17 protein-coding genes are annotated in these 18093 nt (G+C 66.8%); 8 read left to right on the top strand and 9 right to left on the bottom strand.

What is annotated here, in order from left to right; all coding sequences use genetic code 11:
* Positions 1–140 precede the first annotated feature (140 nt).
* The gene (locus tag ATJ93_RS23430; protein ID WP_170155485.1) at positions 141–314 is read left to right on the top strand and encodes a hypothetical protein; all 174 of its coding nucleotides are present in this window, start codon (positions 141–143) and stop codon (positions 312–314) included.
* 114 nt (positions 315–428) lie between these two features.
* On the opposite strand, the gene ATJ93_RS01500 is transcribed toward ATJ93_RS23430, so the two are convergent.
* Positions 429–1649, bottom strand: coding sequence for an aminopeptidase P family protein (locus ATJ93_RS01500; protein WP_120242874.1), 1221 nt, complete (start codon positions 1647–1649; stop codon positions 429–431).
* A 286-nt stretch (positions 1650–1935) separates the two neighbouring features.
* Between ATJ93_RS01500 and ATJ93_RS01495 the strand changes: the two genes are divergently transcribed.
* The 3 genes from ATJ93_RS01495 to ATJ93_RS01485 all read left to right on the top strand — a co-directional run bounded on the left by ATJ93_RS01495 (position 1936) and on the right by ATJ93_RS01485 (position 5047).
* On the top strand, positions 1936–3591 hold the full coding sequence (locus ATJ93_RS01495; RefSeq protein ID WP_120242873.1) for an alpha,alpha-trehalose-phosphate synthase (UDP-forming): 1656 nt from the start codon (positions 1936–1938) through the stop codon (positions 3589–3591).
* A 41-nt stretch (positions 3592–3632) separates the two neighbouring features.
* Positions 3633–4445 carry a trehalose-phosphatase gene (otsB, locus tag ATJ93_RS01490; RefSeq protein ID WP_120243883.1) on the top strand — a complete coding sequence of 271 codons (813 nt, stop codon included), beginning with the start codon at positions 3633–3635 and terminating at the stop codon, positions 4443–4445.
* Between the two features lie 245 nt (positions 4446–4690).
* Positions 4691–5047, top strand: coding sequence for a winged helix-turn-helix domain-containing protein (locus ATJ93_RS01485; RefSeq protein WP_120242872.1), 357 nt, complete (start codon positions 4691–4693; stop codon positions 5045–5047).
* Positions 5048–5138: 91 nt separating this feature from the next.
* Here the strand turns inward: ATJ93_RS01485 and ATJ93_RS01480 are convergent, their stop codons facing one another.
* Both ATJ93_RS01480 and ATJ93_RS01475 read right to left on the bottom strand, forming a co-directional pair.
* Positions 5139–5945 carry a peptidase M10A and M12B matrixin and adamalysin gene (locus ATJ93_RS01480; RefSeq protein WP_120242871.1) on the bottom strand — a complete coding sequence of 269 codons (807 nt, stop codon included), beginning with the start codon at positions 5943–5945 and terminating at the stop codon, positions 5139–5141.
* 136 nt (positions 5946–6081) lie between these two features.
* Positions 6082–6360, bottom strand: coding sequence for a hypothetical protein (locus ATJ93_RS01475; RefSeq protein ID WP_120242870.1), 279 nt, complete (start codon positions 6358–6360; stop codon positions 6082–6084).
* A gap of 261 nt (positions 6361–6621) precedes the next feature.
* On the opposite strand from ATJ93_RS01475, the gene ATJ93_RS01470 reads away from it, so the two are divergent.
* Entirely contained in the window at positions 6622–7224 is a 603-nt protein-coding gene (locus ATJ93_RS01470; protein WP_120242869.1) for a DUF5804 family protein, read from the top strand.
* 14 nt (positions 7225–7238) lie between these two features.
* Here the strand turns inward: ATJ93_RS01470 and ATJ93_RS01465 are convergent, their stop codons facing one another.
* Both ATJ93_RS01465 and ATJ93_RS01460 read right to left on the bottom strand, forming a co-directional pair.
* Positions 7239–7994: a hypothetical protein gene (locus ATJ93_RS01465; RefSeq protein ID WP_120242868.1), complete on the bottom strand. Its 756-nt coding sequence runs from the start codon at positions 7992–7994 to the stop codon at positions 7239–7241.
* Positions 7995–8132: 138 nt separating this feature from the next.
* Positions 8133–9110, bottom strand: a complete 978-nt coding sequence (locus ATJ93_RS01460) for a PLP-dependent cysteine synthase family protein (RefSeq protein WP_120242867.1) — start codon at positions 9108–9110, stop codon at positions 8133–8135.
* Positions 9111–9466: 356 nt separating this feature from the next.
* Here ATJ93_RS01460 and ATJ93_RS01455 point away from each other — a divergent pair, with 356 nt between their 5' ends.
* On the top strand, positions 9467–9841 hold the full coding sequence (locus tag ATJ93_RS01455) for a TlpA family protein disulfide reductase (protein WP_120242866.1): 375 nt from the start codon (positions 9467–9469) through the stop codon (positions 9839–9841).
* 134 nt (positions 9842–9975) lie between these two features.
* On the top strand, positions 9976–11310 hold the full coding sequence (locus ATJ93_RS01450; protein ID WP_120242865.1) for a metallophosphoesterase: 1335 nt from the start codon (positions 9976–9978) through the stop codon (positions 11308–11310).
* A gap of 33 nt (positions 11311–11343) precedes the next feature.
* On the opposite strand, the gene ATJ93_RS01445 is transcribed toward ATJ93_RS01450, so the two are convergent.
* The 4 genes from ATJ93_RS01445 to ATJ93_RS01430 all read right to left on the bottom strand — a co-directional run bounded on the left by ATJ93_RS01445 (position 11344) and on the right by ATJ93_RS01430 (position 15239).
* On the bottom strand, positions 11344–13578 hold the full coding sequence (locus ATJ93_RS01445) for a thioredoxin domain-containing protein (protein ID WP_120242864.1): 2235 nt from the start codon (positions 13576–13578) through the stop codon (positions 11344–11346).
* Between the two features lie 70 nt (positions 13579–13648).
* Complete coding sequence (locus ATJ93_RS01440) at positions 13649–14161, bottom strand: hypothetical protein (RefSeq protein WP_120242863.1); 513 nt, start codon at positions 14159–14161, stop codon at positions 13649–13651.
* A 219-nt stretch (positions 14162–14380) separates the two neighbouring features.
* Positions 14381–14707, bottom strand: coding sequence for a hypothetical protein (locus tag ATJ93_RS01435; RefSeq protein WP_120242862.1), 327 nt, complete (start codon positions 14705–14707; stop codon positions 14381–14383).
* 1 nt (position 14708) lies between these two features.
* Positions 14709–15239 carry a calcium-binding protein gene (locus tag ATJ93_RS01430; protein ID WP_120242861.1) on the bottom strand — a complete coding sequence of 177 codons (531 nt, stop codon included), beginning with the start codon at positions 15237–15239 and terminating at the stop codon, positions 14709–14711.
* Positions 15240–16157: 918 nt separating this feature from the next.
* Here ATJ93_RS01430 and ATJ93_RS01420 point away from each other — a divergent pair.
* Positions 16158–18074, top strand: coding sequence for a hypothetical protein (locus tag ATJ93_RS01420; RefSeq protein ID WP_147376613.1), 1917 nt, complete (start codon positions 16158–16160; stop codon positions 18072–18074).
* The last annotated feature ends 19 nt before the right edge of the window (positions 18075–18093 follow it).

The raw sequence follows: 18093 nt of genomic DNA, 5'->3' as shown, positions 1-18093 counted from the left end.
CGGATAATCAAACCCTAGTCACCGTTTCACCCGTTCGACGACGTAAACGACAGTATACCGATTCGAACGGTCCGGAACGGAACGCGTTCGGCAGCGTACGGCTGGTATAACTAATCGGGGTGTCAGCATACACCCGATGTATGTCGCAAGCGAACCGCTCGGCCATGCAGATCGGCTGTCCCGAATGTGATGCGACGATCGCTGCATCGCTGCCCGCCGGCCCCGGTATCAGCGACACCGGGTCGAACCGGCTCCAGGGCCGGGAGACCTGCTGTCAGAACTGCGGCCACGAACTCGAGCTGTACTACTACTGAGCAGCCGGTTCGGCTGCTTCACCCCTGCTTCTTTCGTCGCCTATCGTCGCCCCTTTTTGTCCGGGCGCGACACGCGAGCGGCGTCGCAGAATCGCGACTCGGCGAGCCCCGGAGTCACCGACTGCCGGCGCCGGTTTCCCAGCCGCGCGGCGAGTCGTTGAGTCGCGCCGCGCCGTCCTCGGTGACGACCACGAGGTCCTCGATCCGGACGCCGAACCGATCCCCGAGGTAGATCCCCGGCTCGACGGAGAAGACCATTCCCGGCTCGAGTTCCCGATCGTTTCCGTCGACGATGTAGGGCGCCTCGTGGACCTCGAGGCCGACGCCGTGGCCGGTCCGGTGGACGAAGGCGTCGCCGTAGCCGGCGTCTTCGATGACCTCGCGGGCGGCCCGATCCACGTCCTCGGCTGCGACCCCGGGCTCGACGGCCTCGACCGCGGCCTGCTGGGCCTCGGCGACGACCTCGTGGACGCGCTCGTACTCCGCGGGCGGCTCGCCGACGACGATCGTTCGGGTCTGATCGCCGGGATAGCGAGCAGTTCCGCCCTCGAGATCGGCGGCGACGAACGCGCCGAAGTCCAGCACGATCGGATCGCCGCGTTCGATCTCCCGATCTCCGCTGTGGTGGTGGGGTCGCGCGCCGTTGGGCCCCGACGCGGCGATCGTTTCGAACGCGGGCTCTTCCCCGCCGTACTCGGCGAGCAAGCGCTCGATTTCGGCGGCCAGTTCGGCCTCCGTCCAGCCGACCAACTCGTCACCCCGCTCGCGGACCTCGAGCGAGACGCGATCCGCGATCTCGGCGGCCCGGCGGAGCGTTTCGAGTTCGAGGTTATCCTTTCGAATTCGAAGCGGCTCGAGGACGGCACTCGCGAGGCCGAACTCGGCGTCGGGCAGGAGCGTCCGCAGGTCCTGAGTGAACGTCGCCCACATGCGATCGTCGACGAGGACGGTCGGTTCGCGGTTCGCACTCGAGTCGGCGTCTTGACTCGCGTGTGTGCGTACATCGACGTCCATGTCTTCGAGCACGTCCATGTCCTCGAGCGTCCGCGCAACCGTCCCGAGCGGCCCCTCCTCGTCGTCCCACAGTCGCAACTCGAGGGTCGACGGCGGAAGCGCGGCGAGTTGGGACTCGTACATCGTCGGTGCGACGAGCGTCGGCTCGGCATCCATCCCCTCGCGGGGCACGAACAGCAACAGGTGCCGTTCGGACGGCGATTCCTCGAACCCCGTGAGGTAGGTCAGGTTCGGACTCGGGAAACAGACCGCGAGGTCGGCGGCTGCCTCCTCGAGTCGGCGCCGGCAGGCGGCGAGTCGCTGGTCGAACGGCGTGTCCACAGCCATGGCCGAATCATCGGCCGACTGCGGGAAGTAGGTTTAGGGACCGGATCGCGTCCGGGACGGGCTTGCTCGCGGCGTGCCGTCGGGGACGGTCGCGGACTTCGTTTCAGGCGGTCGCGACCAACTGTGGATCGTCCGGAACCGACAATTTCCGCGTATAGCAGCCGTCAGAGGCGCACTCGTCGAACGAACGCTCGGGGAGACGTATCCCGACGAGTCATTAAATCCCCATGCGATCGCAGGCCGCGAATCAACCCGTCGCCGGACTGTGGATACGCAGCGAATGCGATTCCCTGAAGAGCGTTTGTCGTCGACGAATTCGTATCGGGGCCAGGTCGGTGCCGGCGGACGCGGTCGGGCGATCGAGGACCCCCGATCGGACGGCCCGAACTGCCCCGGCTCGCTGATCGTCGTTTCGAACCGGCAGCCGTACCGTCACGAGTACGAGAGCGACGGTGACGGCGATGACGACGAGCGCGATCGATCTATCACCGTCGACGAACCGGCCGGCGGGCTGACCGCGGGGCTCGATCCGGTCGTCCAAGAAGCCAACGGGACCTGGATCGCCTGGGGCGACGGCGACGCCGACTTCGCGGTCGCGGACGACGACCACTGCGTCGAGGTTCCGCCCGACGAGGGAGCGTACACGCTGCGTCGAATCGATCTCTCCGAGGAGGCCGTCGAGTCGTACTACTACGGTTTCAGCAACCGCGTCCTCTGGCCGCTCTGTCACGGCTTTACCGACCTCATCAACCACCGGTCGAACGACTTCGACTGGTACCGAACCGTCAACGAGCGCTTCGCCGATGCGGTCGTCGAGCACGCAGCCGACGACTCGATCGTCTGGCTGCAGGACTACCACTTCGCGCTCGCGCCGCGACTGATTCGCCAGTCCGTCCCCGCGTCGACGACCGTCGCGCAGTTCTGGCACATCCCGTGGCCATCCCCCGAGACCTTCCAGCAGTGTCCCGCCGCCGGCCACGTCCTCGAGGGGCTGCTCGGGAACGATCTGCTCGGCTTTCACGTCGACTGGTACGCGACCGAGTTCCTCGACTGCGTCGAGCAGTACCTTCCCTCGGCCAGCGTCGATCGCCGCGAGGGGACGGTTCGCTACGACGGACACACGACACGGGTCGTCGCGACGCCGATGGGTGTCGACGCCGACAAGTACGATCGCGACGCCCGTGCGGTCGACCGATCGCAACTCACCGACATCCGTACTGAGTACGGGATCCCGGACGACACCGTCCTCGGCCTCGGCGTCGACCGCCTCGACTACGCGAAGGGCATCCCCGAACGGTTCGCCGCGCTCGAGCGCTTCTTCGAGCGGAACCCGGACTGGCGCGGCGAGTTCACCTTCGTCCAGAAGTCGACGCCCTCGCGGACCGACATTCCGACCTACCAGCGGTACGGCGAGCACGTCCGTAGCGAGGCCGACCGAATCAACTGCCGGTTCGGCACCGACGACTGGCAGCCGATCGTCTACACCGAGGATTACGTCGAACACGAGGCGCTCTGTGCGCTGTACCGCTACGCGGACGTAATGGTCGTCAGTTCGCTGGCCGACGGGATGAATCTGGTCGCCCAGGAGTACGTGGCCGCGAACGTCGACGGCGACGGCACGCTGCTCCTGAGCGACCGGGCGGGCGCCCACGAACGACTCGGGCCCCACGCGCTCACGATCGATCCGACCGACGCCGACGGGACGGCCGCTCAGCTCGAGCGGGCGCTCTCGATGCCGATACACGAACGGCGACAGCGGATGCAAACCCTGCGGACCCGCGTGTTCGATCACGACCTCGAGGCGTGGATGGACACGCAGTTCGACTGGATTCGACACGTTCACGGCGAACAGTCGACGGCGACTGATTCGAACGAGGATAAGGGCGAGAACGAGGACGACGACCGCGACTCCCACGAATGGACGACGACGGCATAACGCACCGCGTCGAAGCCGACGACCGAACGCGTCCCCGATCGATGACGACTGACGACACCGTTCCCGACCCGCTCGAGGAACAGCTCCCGGCCGTTCGAACGGCGCTTTCGAACGCCTCGCGGTTACTCGCGTGTCTGGACTTCGACGGCACGCTCGCGCCAATCGTCGAGGAGCCCGACGAGGCAGCGCCGACGCCGGCGAACGAAGCCGCGGTCGAGGCTCTCGCGGCCGAATCGGCGGTTACGACCGCGATCATCAGCGGCCGCGCGCTGACCGACGTCCGCGAGCGCATCGACGGGCCGTCGATCTACGCCGGCAACCACGGGCTCGAGCTCGAGCGGCGAGGCTCGGTCGCCGTCCACCCGGTCGCTCGCAAGCGGGCGACGCGGATCGAACGCGCGTGCGAGACGCTCGAGACGGCCCTCGAGCCGATTCCCAACGCTCGAATCGAGGACAAGCGGCTAACCGCGACGGTTCACGTCCGGTCCGTCCCCGAGGCCGCACACCCCGTCGTCGAGCGCCGGACGCGCGAGGTCGTCGACCGGTTCGGCGGCGACGCGCTCGAGATTTCGGGCGGAAAACAGATCCTCGAGATCGAGCCGTCGATTCCGTGGGGCAAGGGGAACGCCGTCGAGTTGATCGACGCGGAACTGCCGGAGGACACGGTGGCGCTCTATATCGGCGACGACACGACCGACGAATCCGCGTTTCGGGCCGTCGAACCCGACGGCGTCGGCATCTTGGTCGGCGACGACGAGCCGTCGGCGGCCTCGACACGGGTCGCGTCGCCGGCGGACGTGGCGTCGTTTCTGGAGTGGCTCGAGACGACGGGGGTCGAACTGCTCGCGGAGTGAGGACGGGAAGCGCCACCGGGGTCGTGAAACCGACAGGGGCAGGCCGGGCACGATCAGGGCGAGTGGGGGACGTCTATCGCCGTCGCGTCGGGGGTCCGGGAGAACTGCCGTGATCGTGCCCACGCGAACGATCAGTACCGTAACCAATAATTCTTCCGATGGTAATAACCACTAGAACGGCGCCTGAGAGCCGAAAGTATTAGTTACCACTGGAAATATAGTTGCACCTACGAGAGTGAACTAGAGTGAAGCTACGTCAACCAACTGACTTCCTGATCCTCGAGGCTCTCGAGGACAAGGGACGAAACGTCGCGACGAACCTCGCAGAGCACACGGGGAAGAGTCGGAAGAACATCAACACGAGGCTGCCGGTGCTCGAGGACTACGGACTCGTCGAGAAGATCGGCCCGGCCGAGCGGTCCGGCCTCTACGAGATCACCTCGATGGGGAAGGCGGCGTTGGTCTACCGCGACCAGTACGACGAGGTCGACGACTTCGAGTCCCTTATCGAGGGACCGAGCGCCGGCGACGTCGAGGTCGAGGGCGACGCCAACGCGCAGGCGGAGTTCGCGCGCGGCGAGCCCGAGGACGACGACGAGTAACCGAACGGACAGACGCGGTTTCGGTTTCTGTGTTTGCCGTCGCTACGATCGCAGTATTCGAAGCGCACAGCGCCGCGAGTACGCGGGCCGATCAGGGTCGCCGCCACGAATTCACGAGCCGAGACTGGCCAGCAGCGGCCGCTAGCTCCCGGCGTGCACACGACGAGAAGGCGAAACTCAGCGCGCGCTCGCGACCGGTCGGGTCCGGATAGTCGGTCCCGCACCGCGAGCGATCGGTCTCGTGGTCGGGATCGAAGGCGTACGCGCTTATCATCGGCGTTGCGACGACGGCATCGCCGGCCCGGAACGCGACGCCGTGTTCGTGTTTGAGACCGAGCGCGTGGCCGACCTCGTGGACGAGCACCTGCATCGTCCGCGTCGCGTCCGTCATCGGCGCGATCCGGCGCGGGTCCGGTTCCGCCCCCGATTCGCTATCGCCGCCGGCGCCACCGAACAGTTCGTCGAACGGCTCGAGGTCGTCGATGTACCGGGCGCCGCCGACCGACGCGACCCGGGGCAGCCCGTAGCCGGTCGGCGCGCGTCGCATCCCCCCGTCCGTGACGAGCAGGTTGACGTCGGCGGCCGGCCGGAGGTCGCGCGCGCCGAGCGCCCCCGCGGCGATCGCCAGCGGCCACTCGCCGCGGCGCGTAACCTGTGCGCCGTCCTCGGTCGATACCGGGACGGTCCCGCCGATCGATAGCTCGACCGTCCAGAACCCCAGATCGAGGATCCGGCCGAGGTACTCGCGAATGCGGTCCGGTACGTTGTCGTAGTCGGCCGCCCGGTCCGAGAACCAAACGCGCACCTCGAGGGTCTCGCCGCCGGCGCGGGTCGCGTACGCGAACGTTCCGAGCGACGCGACCGATCCGACCGCCCCGAGAAACGCCCGTCGATTCACGCCGCGTCGTTCGACCGGGACGGTCTATGCCGTCCGCGTTTATATCGGTACGCTTTATATTCCGCCCGGGCGGTCAGTCGCGCCGGCGGGCAGGTTCGACGCATCCGAGCGGCGCCGATCGACGCCGATCGCCGCGTCAGCGGCGCGTCTCGAGCGACGGATACCGGGTGTCGACGACCCGCGCAGCGTCGCCCGCCACGCGGATCTCGACCCACGTCGGCAACGACGTCGGCTCGATCGCCGTCAGCATGAGCAAGCCGCCCTCGGTCGTTTCGACGAGGCGGCGATCCGGCTCCCGCTGACGAATGCAGCGGCGCCACGTCCCGCGCCTGAGGTTTCGCGTCACTTCCCAGTCGGTGTAGTAGTGGCCGTTCGAACCGGCGTAGAGTCCGTCGATCGGTGCGTCGCCGATCACGGGTCGTCCACCACCGACAGCACCAGTCTCCAATCGTCGGCCGATCGCAACGTCGTCCCTTCCATCCCGCTCGAGCGGTATCGAGCGTCGTCCATCGACGCTCGGGTTTACATGGTCGACCTTTATGAAATCATGACTATCCGCTTCCGCTGAACGTGTGCGACACGTTCGCGTCCGCGTCCGTCCGGAACCGGTCGAAACGGAGCGTCTGCCCCGGGAACAACGAAACCCACATTACGGAGACGACCCCACCTGCAGGTAGTGACCCGCGTCTGTCTCATCGGGAAGCCCGAGAGCACCCTCCGCTACGAACTCCTCTCGCGCGAGACCTCCCGCGAGGCACTCGCGACCTACGACCTCGAGCGGCCGTTCGAGAACTCGCTGGCCGTTCGGACGGTTAGCGTGGGCGCCGCCGTCTCCCTGCTGAACGACCTCGACTGGTATCTCACCCGATTCGTCGACGAGGCGCTCGTCCAGGAACCGAGCGTGAGCGACGAGGAGTGGCTCTCCCGCTCGCTGGCCGAGCAACTCCGGAACGGCGACGTCGACCCCGAGACGACCGCCGAGTACTGCAAAGTGTACGGACTCGAGGTGGACGAGCCCGAATCTGCGGCCGAAGCAGCGGCCGGCCCGGAGTCGGCGTCAGGCGGATCGGCACGGAGTGACTCGGAAGCCGCCTCGAGCGAGAACGGGGACGAGACCGCCGCCGACGCTGCCGCCGATCCCGACGGCAACCGCGGGCGACCGCGGCTCGTCGAACCGCTGTACGTGCGCCGGACGGACGGCGAGTTGCCGACGTACGACCTCCGGGACGTCGACGAGACGCTCGTCGTCCGGCTCACTGAAGAAGAATACTCTCCCTAGCGGGGGAAGTACGGCTACGACGCGACGTTGTCCTCCGTCTCGCTGTCGTTTGTTGACCCGGTTTCGTTCCCGCCGTCGGCGGTATCCGACTCGGTTTCGGTCGCAGTATCGTGGCCGGCGCCGATCCCGTGTTCGTTCCCGTCGTCGTCGACGATCCGCACCGAAATCTCCGTCACCGGCACCGACTCGAACGTCGCGCGAACCAGCAGTCCGACCGTCGTCTTCGCCTGCGCGCAGTACTCCGTCTCCTCGGACACGTCGCGGACGGCGGCCTCGAGGTCGAGAACGTCGTCGCCGTCGCCATCGATGACGTCGATCGACTCGAGGACCATCTCGTAGCAGTGGCTCGGTGCGTCGGCCTCGAGCGGGACCAGCACGCTATTCTCGAAGGTCGTGTCGGCGACGAACTCGGCGACCGGATCCTCCTCGAGGCCGCGGTCGGCGAGCCAGCCTTCGGCGCCGTCCTGCGTTACGAACAGCGCGGCGTCCGGTTGCGTTGGCGTTTCGGGATACTGGTAGGAATGGGTCTCGTACTCGAAGGAATTGTCGTCGGAGCCGTCGGTCCCGGATTCGTCCTCGGACTCGTTTCCGTCGCCGGATTCGTTCCCGCCGTCCGACTCGTCGTCGGAATTGCCGGAGTCGGACCCGGGGTCAGCGTCGCTGCCGTCGTCGAGGTTCTGGATACAGCCCGCGGAGAGGGCGAGTGCACCGCTCGTGCCGAGGAGGAGCGCTCGCCTCGAGCAGGTCGGCCGCGAAGTCGGGGATGTCATCTCGACCGAACGTAGACGCGGGTGACTAAAGACCGTTTGCGTAACTAAAAGAAGCGTTTTTCCTATGACGCCCTTCGATAATATCAATATCGGCAGAGGAAATCGAGGCGACCGGAGCGGCGAAAGCGGGGCGAACGATCAGTCGAACAGGCCCGTCGAGAGGTACCGCTCGCCGCTGTCCCAGAAGACCGTCACCACGAGCGGGCAGTCCTCGGCCGGCTGGCCGCCGTCGGGTTCGGGGGTCGCCGCCGGCTCGTCGAACGCGCCGGGAACCTCCGGACACTCGAGGTCGGGTTCGGCGATTTCGCGGGCGATGCGCTGGGAAACGAGGCTCGTCGCGCCGCTGGACTGGCCCACGAGGATGCCTTCGTCGCGGGCGAGGCGGCGACACTCCTCCTCGGCGTTCTCGAGTCGAACGGTTTCGACGCGGTCGATCAGGTCCAGATCGAGGTTGTCGCTGACGAAGCCGGGCCCCATCCCCTGGAAGTCGTCCTTGCCGGACTCGCCCGTCGAGAGGACGGCGTTGCGCTCGGGTTCGACGGCGATGATGTCCATGTCGGGGAACTCCTCCCGGAGTCGACGGCCGGTGCCGGAGATGGTACCGCCGGTGCCGACGCCGGCCACGAAGGCGTCGATCTCGCGGTCGCCGACCTGTTCGACGATCTCCTCGCCGGTCGTCTTGTAGTGGGCTTCGGGATTCGCGGGGTTCTCGAACTGCCCTAACTGAACCGCGCCCTCCGCCTCGAGTTCGTCGGCGCGAGCGCGGGCGTCTTCCATGTCGCCGTCGACGAGCTCGAGGTCGGCGCCGTAGGCGGCCATGACCTGCCGGCGCTCCTCGGATTTGTCGGCGGGCATGACGATCGTGAGGTCGTAGCCGCGGGCGGCCGCGACCAGCGACAGGCCGATGCCCGTGTTGCCGCTGGTCGGTTCGACGAGCCAGTCGCCGGGTTCGATGCGCCCCTCGCGTTCGGCCGCGCGGACCATCTCTCGAGCCGGCCGATCCTTGGCCGACCCACCGGGGTTGAAGGATTCGACCTTGGCGGCGACGGTCGCCCCCTCCGGCGAGTCGACCTGGACCAGCGGCGAGCCGATGGTGTCCAGGATACTCCCTTTCATTAGCAACCCCTAGTGCGTTCGAGCCATAAACCGGTGCTGGACTCAGGCAGGACGTGCCGGTGTATCGGTTAGTTGCGGAACGCGAGCATCCAGTACGTGCTTCGAGCGTAATGCACACCTCGAAAGCCCCTGGTCCGCTCGACTCGATGGGCTCGGTGCGCGCCTCGGCTCGCGTCCGGTCGTCGCTCGCCTGCGGTGCTTCCGTCGCCCGTCTTCGTCCAGCGGACCAGCCCCTTTCAGTCCCGCCCGCGGCGGTCGGTCGGCCCGCTACCGAAGCGGCTGGCGGTCACGCGAGCGCACGTGCAGAGCCTGCCAGAAGCACGGTCGTTAAGCCCCCCGACGAACAATCCGTGCGTATGAGTCTCGAGACCATGAACCCGAACCCGACGTGGGACGCAGCGTCCTACGAGGACGCCGTCGACACGCTCGAGGAACACAACGACGAACTGGTGTACAAGGTCTGGGGCGGCGACTGGTGTAAGGACTGCCGCGCCCTGCTGCCCGATTTCGGCGCCGCGCTGGACGCCGCGGAGGTTCCCGAGGACCGCATCGAGGAGATCGCGGTCGACGAGGACAAGCAGGGGCCGGGCGTCGACGAGTACGGCGTCGAGTACATCCCGACGATCGTCGTCGAGAACGACGACGGCGAGGAGATCACGCGGTTCGTCGAGGAGGAGGACCTCCCGCCGGCGATCTGGCTGGCCCAGCGACTCGAGGACGAACTGGCGTAAGCGATCCCGTTCTCCGTTCGGTTCCGTGCCGGCGTTCGATTCCGTTCGCTGACGTTCTGGCACCCCATCAGCGGTGCGTTTCGACTCCGAGAAGGGACCAGCACTATCCCGTTCGGCGTCGGACGTGCACCGTCATGGCAGCCGACGCGGACGATCGGGTCTACTACGTGGTAAGCGACCTCCACATCGGCGGCGACGAACAACTCGGCGAGGTCGACTTCCTCGAGGAGTTGCTCGACTTTCTCGAGCGGCTGGCGACGACCGACGAGAACGCGGAACTGGTCATCAACGGCGACGCGTTCGGGCTGTGGGAGTTCACCGAAGTCGACGGATTGGCGAAGTTCGACGTACTGACCGACCGGTATCCCGATCTGTTCGAACAGTTGCGCGAGACGGGCGAGTCGATCCCGATTACGCTGTTGCCGGGCAACCACGACAACGAGCTCGCGGCCTACGACGAGTACGTCGAGCGGTTAGCCGAGTACAACGTCGATCTCGTCCGGGCCGAGTCGATCACCCGACCGGTCGGCGATCGGACGATTTACTTCGAACACGGGCACCAGCGCGATCCCAACAACCGGTTCGAGGACTTCGGCAATCCGTACGAGACGCCGCTGGGCTACTACTACAACACCAACGTCACGAGCAGGGCCGGCCGGCTGTCCGAGCGGGGGCGGTTCAACTGGCTGAAGGACGTGCAGGCGGTGACGCCGACCGAACGAGTCCCGCGCTGGCTCCTCTCGAAGTACTTCTACCGCGAAATGAACCCCCTCCTGCGCTACGCTGTGATTCCGATCCTGCTGCTGTTCAACGTCAGCGTCCTGCTGGCGGTGCTGGCCGGGCTGGACGTCGCCGGCGTCTGGACGATGCCCGTCGAGGCGGCCGACGCGGCGCTCGCCCGACTCGGTCTCGTCGGGGAGGCGGTCCACTTCCTCCTCGTCGCCAACGCGGCGATCGCCGGCGTGTTGGTGCTCGCGGGCGTGCCGCTCTACCTCATCCTCCGCGACGTCGGGAAGACGGTCGATCGGTTCGGCGTGTTCGAGACGGACCTCACCGTCGACCCCGACGAACCGTACGCGGCGGCCGCCCGCGAGGTGTTCGCCGAGCGCCCCGAGACGGCGGTCTTCTGTTACGGCCACACCCACCGCCCGCTGCTGAACGACGTCGAGGGCCGGTTGCTCGTCAACACCGGCACGTGGCTGAAGCGCCTCCACCGCCGCGACGTCGTCGCCGGGCTGCTCCCGCCGGTGTTCTATCCGTCCTACCAGCTGTGCGCCGTGCGGATCGCCGCCGAACCCGACGGCGTCGCGGTCGAGTTCGAGCGGATCGAGAAGGACGATCCGAGCGCTGACGAGATCACCCGCACCGAGCGCCTGCTCACGCTGGGCCGAGAACCGACGCCGGCCCTCCCCGATCGAGCGGTCGTCGGCGACGCGGATCTCGAGTCCGCAGCCGATGCGGACGACTGAGCGGACGGGAGAACGTGCCACCCGCTCGGTCCGTCAGAACGGGCTTTCGTCCTCCTCGAGCGTTTCCGCTTCCGCACCCTCGGCCGCCGCGTTGTCGCCGAGCCACTCGAGGGCCTCCTCGACGTCGTGGGTCGGCGGCGAACAGGTCCGGTTCCGGCAGACGTACAGCGTCGGCTCGCCGTCGCGGGCCTCGCGGCCGGCCCAGATCGGCGGCGCCTCCTCCAGGTGCAGATGGTCGAGCCACTCCTCGAGTTCGCCCTCGGTCGCCGGTCGGCGCGCGAACAGCCGATCGGGGAAGTACCGCGAGGCGAACCGGTCGCGCCACTCGTCGGGGAGGTCGTCGGCCGCGACGGTCACCTCGAGCGCGCCGGACTCGAGGCGATCGGCGGCGAGACAGAGCGTCGTGTGCTCGAGCGAGTTGGCTTCGATCTTGTTCGCGTGGGTCTCGAGGACGGTCGCCGCGATCTCCTCGAACTCCTCGTCGGCGAACTCCGCGAGTGCGAGCAGGACTTCGACGGCGACGCCGGTCGCGGCGGGCGTCGACTGGTCGCCCAGTTCCTGCGGGCGGGTGACCAGCGACTCGCCGCTCTCGGGGGTGAAATAGAGCGTGCCGCGGTCGGCGTCCCAGAACTCGGCCTCGATCGTGCGGGCCAACTCGAGCGCGAATCGGAGGTGGTCGACATCGCCGGTGGCCTCGTAACAGCCCAGTGCGCCGCGCGCGAGGAAGGCGTAATCCTCGAGGTAGCCGTCGACCTTGACGTCGCCACCGTGAGACTCCGTCTCACGATCCTCCGACCGTGGCTCGGAGACGTCCTTGTACCGCCTGTTGAGCCGCTGCTCGTCGACGTCCCAGAGCCGATCCCGGACGAACTCGAGGGCCGCAACGGCCATATCGGCGTACTGGTCGTCGCCGAGCACGAGCGCGGCCTCGGCGCAGGTCGCGATCATCAGGCCGTTCCAGCCCGCCAGCACCTTCTCGTCGCGGTTCGGCCGCGGCCGTTGCTCGCGGGCCGCGAACAGTTGCTGGCGCGCAGCGTCGAGGCGCTCCTGTACCTCGCTGGCCTCGAGATCGTACTCCTCGGCGAGGTCGTCGATCGAGCGGACGCGGTTGGGCTGGTTCCGGCCCTCGAAGTTCCCGGACTCCGTGATATCGTACCGGTCACAGAAGAGGTCGGCCGTCGTCTCGTCCTCGAGCGCGTCGTGAACTTCCTCGGGCGTCCAGACGTAGAAGGCGCCCTCCTCGCGCTCGCCGGTCTCGGGGTGCTCGCTCTGCGCGTCGAGCGTGCTGAAGAAGCCGCCCTCCTCGTGGGTGAGTTCGCGGTCGACGAACGCGAGCGTCTCCGCGACGACCTCGGCGTAGCGCTCGTCGCCGGTGAGCTGATAGCCCGTGAGGTAGGCTCGCGGAATCTCGGCGTTGTCGTACAGCATCTTCTCGAAGTGAGGCACCGTCCAGTCGCGGTCGACGCAGTACCGGTGGAACCCGCCGCCGACGTGGTCGTAGAGGCCGCCTGCGGCCATCGCGTCCAGGGTTTCCTCGAGCACCTCGCGGTACTCCTCGCGACCGGTGCGGTCGTACGCGCGGGCGAGGGCCTGGAGGCGGGCGGGCTGGGGGAACTTCGGCCCGTCCGAACCGAAGCCGCCGTACTGGCGGTCCGCGCTCCGGAGTGCCGTGTTGGCGGCCGTTTCGAGCACCTCGCTCGAGGGCGGTTCGGCCGCGCCGCCTGCGCCCGCACCCTCGGGCGTCTCCTCGAGGCGGTCCTTCGCGGCCTCGGTCCACTGGTCGGCGCGGTGTTCCATCTCCTCGCGGTCTTCGCTGTTCCACGAATCGCTGATGCGCTCACAGAGGTCGAGGAACCCGGGCTGACCGCGCTGGCCCTCGCGGGGGAAGTAGGTCCCGATGAAGAAGGGCTTGCCCTCGGGAGTGAGCCACGCCGAGAGGGGCCAGCCGCCCCGCCCGGAGACGAGCTGGCAGACGGTCATGTAGATCGAGTCGATGTCCGGGCGCTCCTCGCGGTCGACCTTGACCGGGACGAAGTTCTCGTTGAGAACTTCGGCGACGTCCTCGTCCTGAAAGCTCTCTTCCTCCATGACGTGACACCAGTGACACGCCGAGTAGCCGATCGAGAGGAAGATCGGCACGTCGCGCTCGCGGGCCGCCTCGAGGGCCCGTTCGTCCCACGGTTGCCAGTTGACGGGGTTGTCCGCGTGCTGGCGCAGATAGGGGCTCTCCTCGTCCTCGAGCCGGTTTCGCCGGGTCGGGGTATCCATGCGCGACCCTAGGTGGGCGGCCGGTAAAAGACCCGGGCTCGCGGAATCGGGATCGGACCCTCGGCAGTCGCTACGCGTCGTTTGCGGCGGCTGCCGACTCGTCGGACTCGCCCGAATCACTCGAATCGGCCGCTCCGACGCGACGGACGGTCGTCCGCAGGAGGGACAACTGCGTGCTAAACAGTTGCGCGCCGACTTCGAATACGTAGCACGCACCCGTCTCGAGCGAGTCGCGCGTAAAGACGATCGTCGTCGACCGGACCTGCGTTGCCGTGAGCGTGGATCGGACGACGTAGCCGCGGTACTCGTCGGGCTGGGTGAGGACGGAAACCGTGTCCCCGTTCGGCAGCGCGAGGAGGTCGACGACGATCGGGGCCGGAAGCCGATCGACGACTCGGCCGGTCATCCCGGGCTGATAGTCGTTCATCGGAACCAGTACGAGTCGATCCGGCTCGTCAGTCTCGTCCGGCGAGCCGCCGTCGGCCGAACACGCGCCGGGATCGGCCTGCAACCGGATCGATTCGGCCGACCGCCCGCCGGCTGCGTCGGTCGCGTCCGATCGATCGTTCGTCGCAGTGGACACTGGATCGGCTCCTGGTACGTCTGACTCGCTCGAGCCGTTGGCCGCTGGTTTGGGCGTCATGTGTTGCTGATATGGTATTGGTTCTGTTTCGCTGCCGCTGGCGTCGACGGTCGCGCCGCCGCTCGGTCGGTTCGGTCTTCGACTGGCAACGGGACGGTGTTTCATTCATCCGCAATCACCCGGAACCGGCACCCGTCGATAAAAATAAAGGCCGAAGCGTTATTCTAGCGACGTCGAAATGAGGTTCAGTCGGCTGCTGAACATCTGTGCGTCTTCACCGAGCGAGCCGGATTCGCCGCTCTCGAAGGTCTGGTCGCGGGTGAACAGGAGCACCGTGGGACCCTGCGGTCCGTCGTCGGCCTGGTACCGGACGACGTGACCGTTGTACTCGTCGGGCTGTGAGATTTCCGGGACGGTCTCCTCGTCGGCGGTCTGGAGGATTCGGACGGTCGTCGACGTCTCGAGCTGTGAGACGACGTCGAAGCTCTCGCCGGCCTCGTAGTCGTACGTGAACACTAGGACCTGTCCGTCATCGTCTTGAACCATGTTAGTCACCTCCCTCGACCGTCGTTTCGTTCTCGGTTGTCGTCTCGTTCTCCTCGGTCATCATGTCGCTGTCGCTGGTTTCGCTATCGCTGGTGTCGGTGCCACCGCCACCGCTGGAGACCGACGTACTCATGAGGTTCAGGTCCGAGCTCAGCACCGACGCTTCCTCGCCGAGCGTCCCGCTGTCACCGGCGCTCAGCCCTGCACCGCGCACGAAGAGGAACGTCGTGATGCCGGACTCCTGCCCGATGTCGTACCGGATGATGTGCCCGGTCCACTCGTCGGGCTGGGAGATCTCCGACACTGTTTCCCCGTCTAATTGGAGGATCTCGACGGTCGTACTCTCCTGTAGCTGGGCGATGACGTCGAAATCCGCACCAGGATAGAGATCCGTCGCGAAGACCGCTATCTGGTCCTCCTGTGCGCTGACCGTGGCTGTCCCGAACCCGCCGAGCGCTAACGCGCCCGTCGCGAGGGCACCCTTCGCCATGAACGACCGCCTCGAGTCGCCTGTCGTGTCTTGTTCGCTCATTATTTCTCTCACACCCCGTTTTGGGGCGGACTGACCTTGACCGAGTTGTCGAATAAACGCCGCCGACCGTTTCTTTCCGTATCAATTAATTTAATCAGCCTGGGAGTATCCGCGAGTGATTGCGTTCGAAAGACGTTCGTTGCGCCCAATTCGCTGGGTTTAGGAAGACACGGTCGCTGACAGTTTCCCGGTCGAAAAATCGGATTCGCGAAGAACTGTCACCGCGCCACGAGCATCAAAAACGCGACTGACATCGTTTGCGAGTGGAAAACCGGAATTGCGTCGGTCGCCGAGCGAAACAATGGCGACGGTGGCTACCCGCCGATAACTGACCGTCGGTAGGTCGGTATAGCCGTCGGGCCGAGAGTAGCAGACGAATGCGCGCGCGGTCAAACGCGTAATCATCGGTAGTCGTGAACGAGCGTCCGACACGATCCACCACGAGTCCGTCGATCGTGTCGATTGCTAAACTACTTGCGGCGATAGCGGTGATCCATTCGCGAAATTGTCACCTTCCGAGTAAACAGAGCGATCGTGACAGCGGTGGAACGGGTTGTCCGTCGAACGCGCGTTCCTGCGACAGTCAGGCCGTATGAGAGACGGACTCGGCAGCGATACGTCACTCAGCGTGATGAACTCGGGGAGTAGCGATCGTGCACGGATCGACGCCAGTCCGGTGGAATCGAGCCAGTTCGCCCCGAATCGCCTCGTTTGCACTTGTGGCGTCCGAACGGCGATCGGAGCGGGTTCGAGACGCAGTTCCGACGAGACGCTCAACGGCGCCGTCCGGCGGCGACGGAAACTCTCCCTTTGCGACGGTAACGGGCATCATATCGAGTACGCCTCCGAAAACAACACCGAGATACGTCAGAAACGGTAGTAGACTTTATCGGTTTCTGCCGTCGACCACTGTCGATCATGGTAGCTCATGACAATGAACGGCCGTCCACTCGAGCGATCCGGCGTCGACGGTTCGTCCGAACGGTGGCGGCCGGAGCGGGGCTGGGTGCGATCGGCGGCCGTTCGGCGGCACAACGAGGCGCAGGCGGGAGCGATGCGACGCGCTCCCCTCCTGCAGCCCAATCCGAAGCGGCTCAACGGGCAGATGACGAAACAGCGGTTCTGTACACGTACCGGAAACGGCGTGCGCTCGAGGTGCTCCTGTCCGATCCCGAGGTCCACGCCGCCGCCGCGGACATGATCTCGAGTTACGAGGCGTACGAACCGCTCGCGAATCGCGACACCGTCAGCGTCCAGGGGTGTCCGGACGTCGAGATCGAGGGCGGCCTCGAGGAGGGGCGGTTCGACGTCACCGCCCTCGAGCGACAGGTAGCCTACGGCCACGTCGATCGGGGGACGGACGACCTCGTCGCGCTGACGATCACCGAGCCGCAGGACGTCGCCTGGCGCGCCTGGGAGGCGACCGACTTCGAGTCCGAACAGCTAGCGCGAGTTCTCGAGGACTCACGGGTGCAAGCGGCCGTCGACGGCGCCGACTGGTTTCCGCTGTTTACCGTCTCCGAGGCGATCACGTCCGCCAGGGGAATCGAACACGGCGGCGTGAATCCGGTCGTCCTGTTCGTCGCGGACGGCGACGCGACGCGGGCGGTCGTCGCCTACGTGGACATCCGAGACGGCAAGGTGGGCGACGTCGTCGACGTCAGCACGGTCGAGCGGTTCGCCGAGTATCCGCCGCACGAACTGGCCGCCAGCCTCGAGCCCGCCGAGGAGACCGTCCTCGACGCCGTCTCCGGCGTCCCGTTCGAGCGGCGACCGTGGTACACCGCGGACGACGGCAGCCATCGGACCGAGGACCCGCCCCAGTCGTTCGACCGGGACGACTGGACCATCGACTGGGAGCCGCCGGGCACCCACGGCGCCGAGATCACCGCCTCGTATCGGGGCACCCCGGTCTTCGAGCGCCTCGAGTCGCCGGTGACGTTCACCGGCTACGGGCTGCCGGAACGCGACGGCGAGTCGACGTTGGAGTGGTTCTTCCCGGACGACGAACCGGTCTTCAGCGGCGAGTTGCTCCGCTGGGACGTCCACAGTCTCGAGTTCGGCGGGCCGGGGCCGCTCGGCATCGTCGAATACGACGACGCGGACGATCGGCCGTCGGGATTCCGGTTCAGATCGCACTACGAGACGGGAGCGCAGGCGCCCGACGGGCAGGACCACCACTCCGGCTACCGGTTCGGCCAGTCGAGCCACGAACTCGCCTACGACTTCTGGGCGGACGGCGTGGTCACGCCCGTCTGGAAGCGACAGGGACCGGGATTCAGCACCGAGTACGCGGCTCCCGCGGTCGGCGATGCGGACGACGATGAGGACGGTGCTACTGCTGACACCGACGACACGGATGCTGCCGATGTCGCCGACGGCGAGGAACCCGAGTACGCCGTCGCCCACCACTCCATCTCGGCGATCGCGATGGATCCCGTTCCGGGGACCACGGACAGCGTCGCGGTCGAAGTCGTCGACGAAACCGGCCGATCAGCCCCCGAAACCGAGTTCTATCTCGTCGGCACCCCGGATACGGTCGTCCGATTGCGGAACCCCGAGGGCTCGGAGACGATCGAACTGCCGCTCGAGGACGGTACGGAGGTGGTCGTCGCCCGCCGCGCTGCCGGCGAGATTCCCCAGCAACAGCGACTCGAGGAGCCGTCGGTCGAGTCAGCGTTCTACCACCCGGCACAGTACATCGGAGACGAGCCGATTCAGGGCGAACGCGTCATCGTCTGGCTCCTGCGAGAGGCCCCGACGGCGGCGCTCCCCCATTCGACCGGAACCACGTCCTTCGTCGCTCAGAGCGCGATAACGCTCTCGGGGTACTGAACGGCGGCAGGAAACTATC

The sequence above is a fragment of the Halopiger aswanensis genome (genome assembly GCF_003610195.1).
Lineage (GTDB): Archaea > Halobacteriota > Halobacteria > Halobacteriales > Natrialbaceae > Halopiger > Halopiger aswanensis.
The sequence above is the reverse complement of the archived record's forward strand: the minus strand, read 5'-3'. Positions and strand labels throughout refer to the sequence as shown.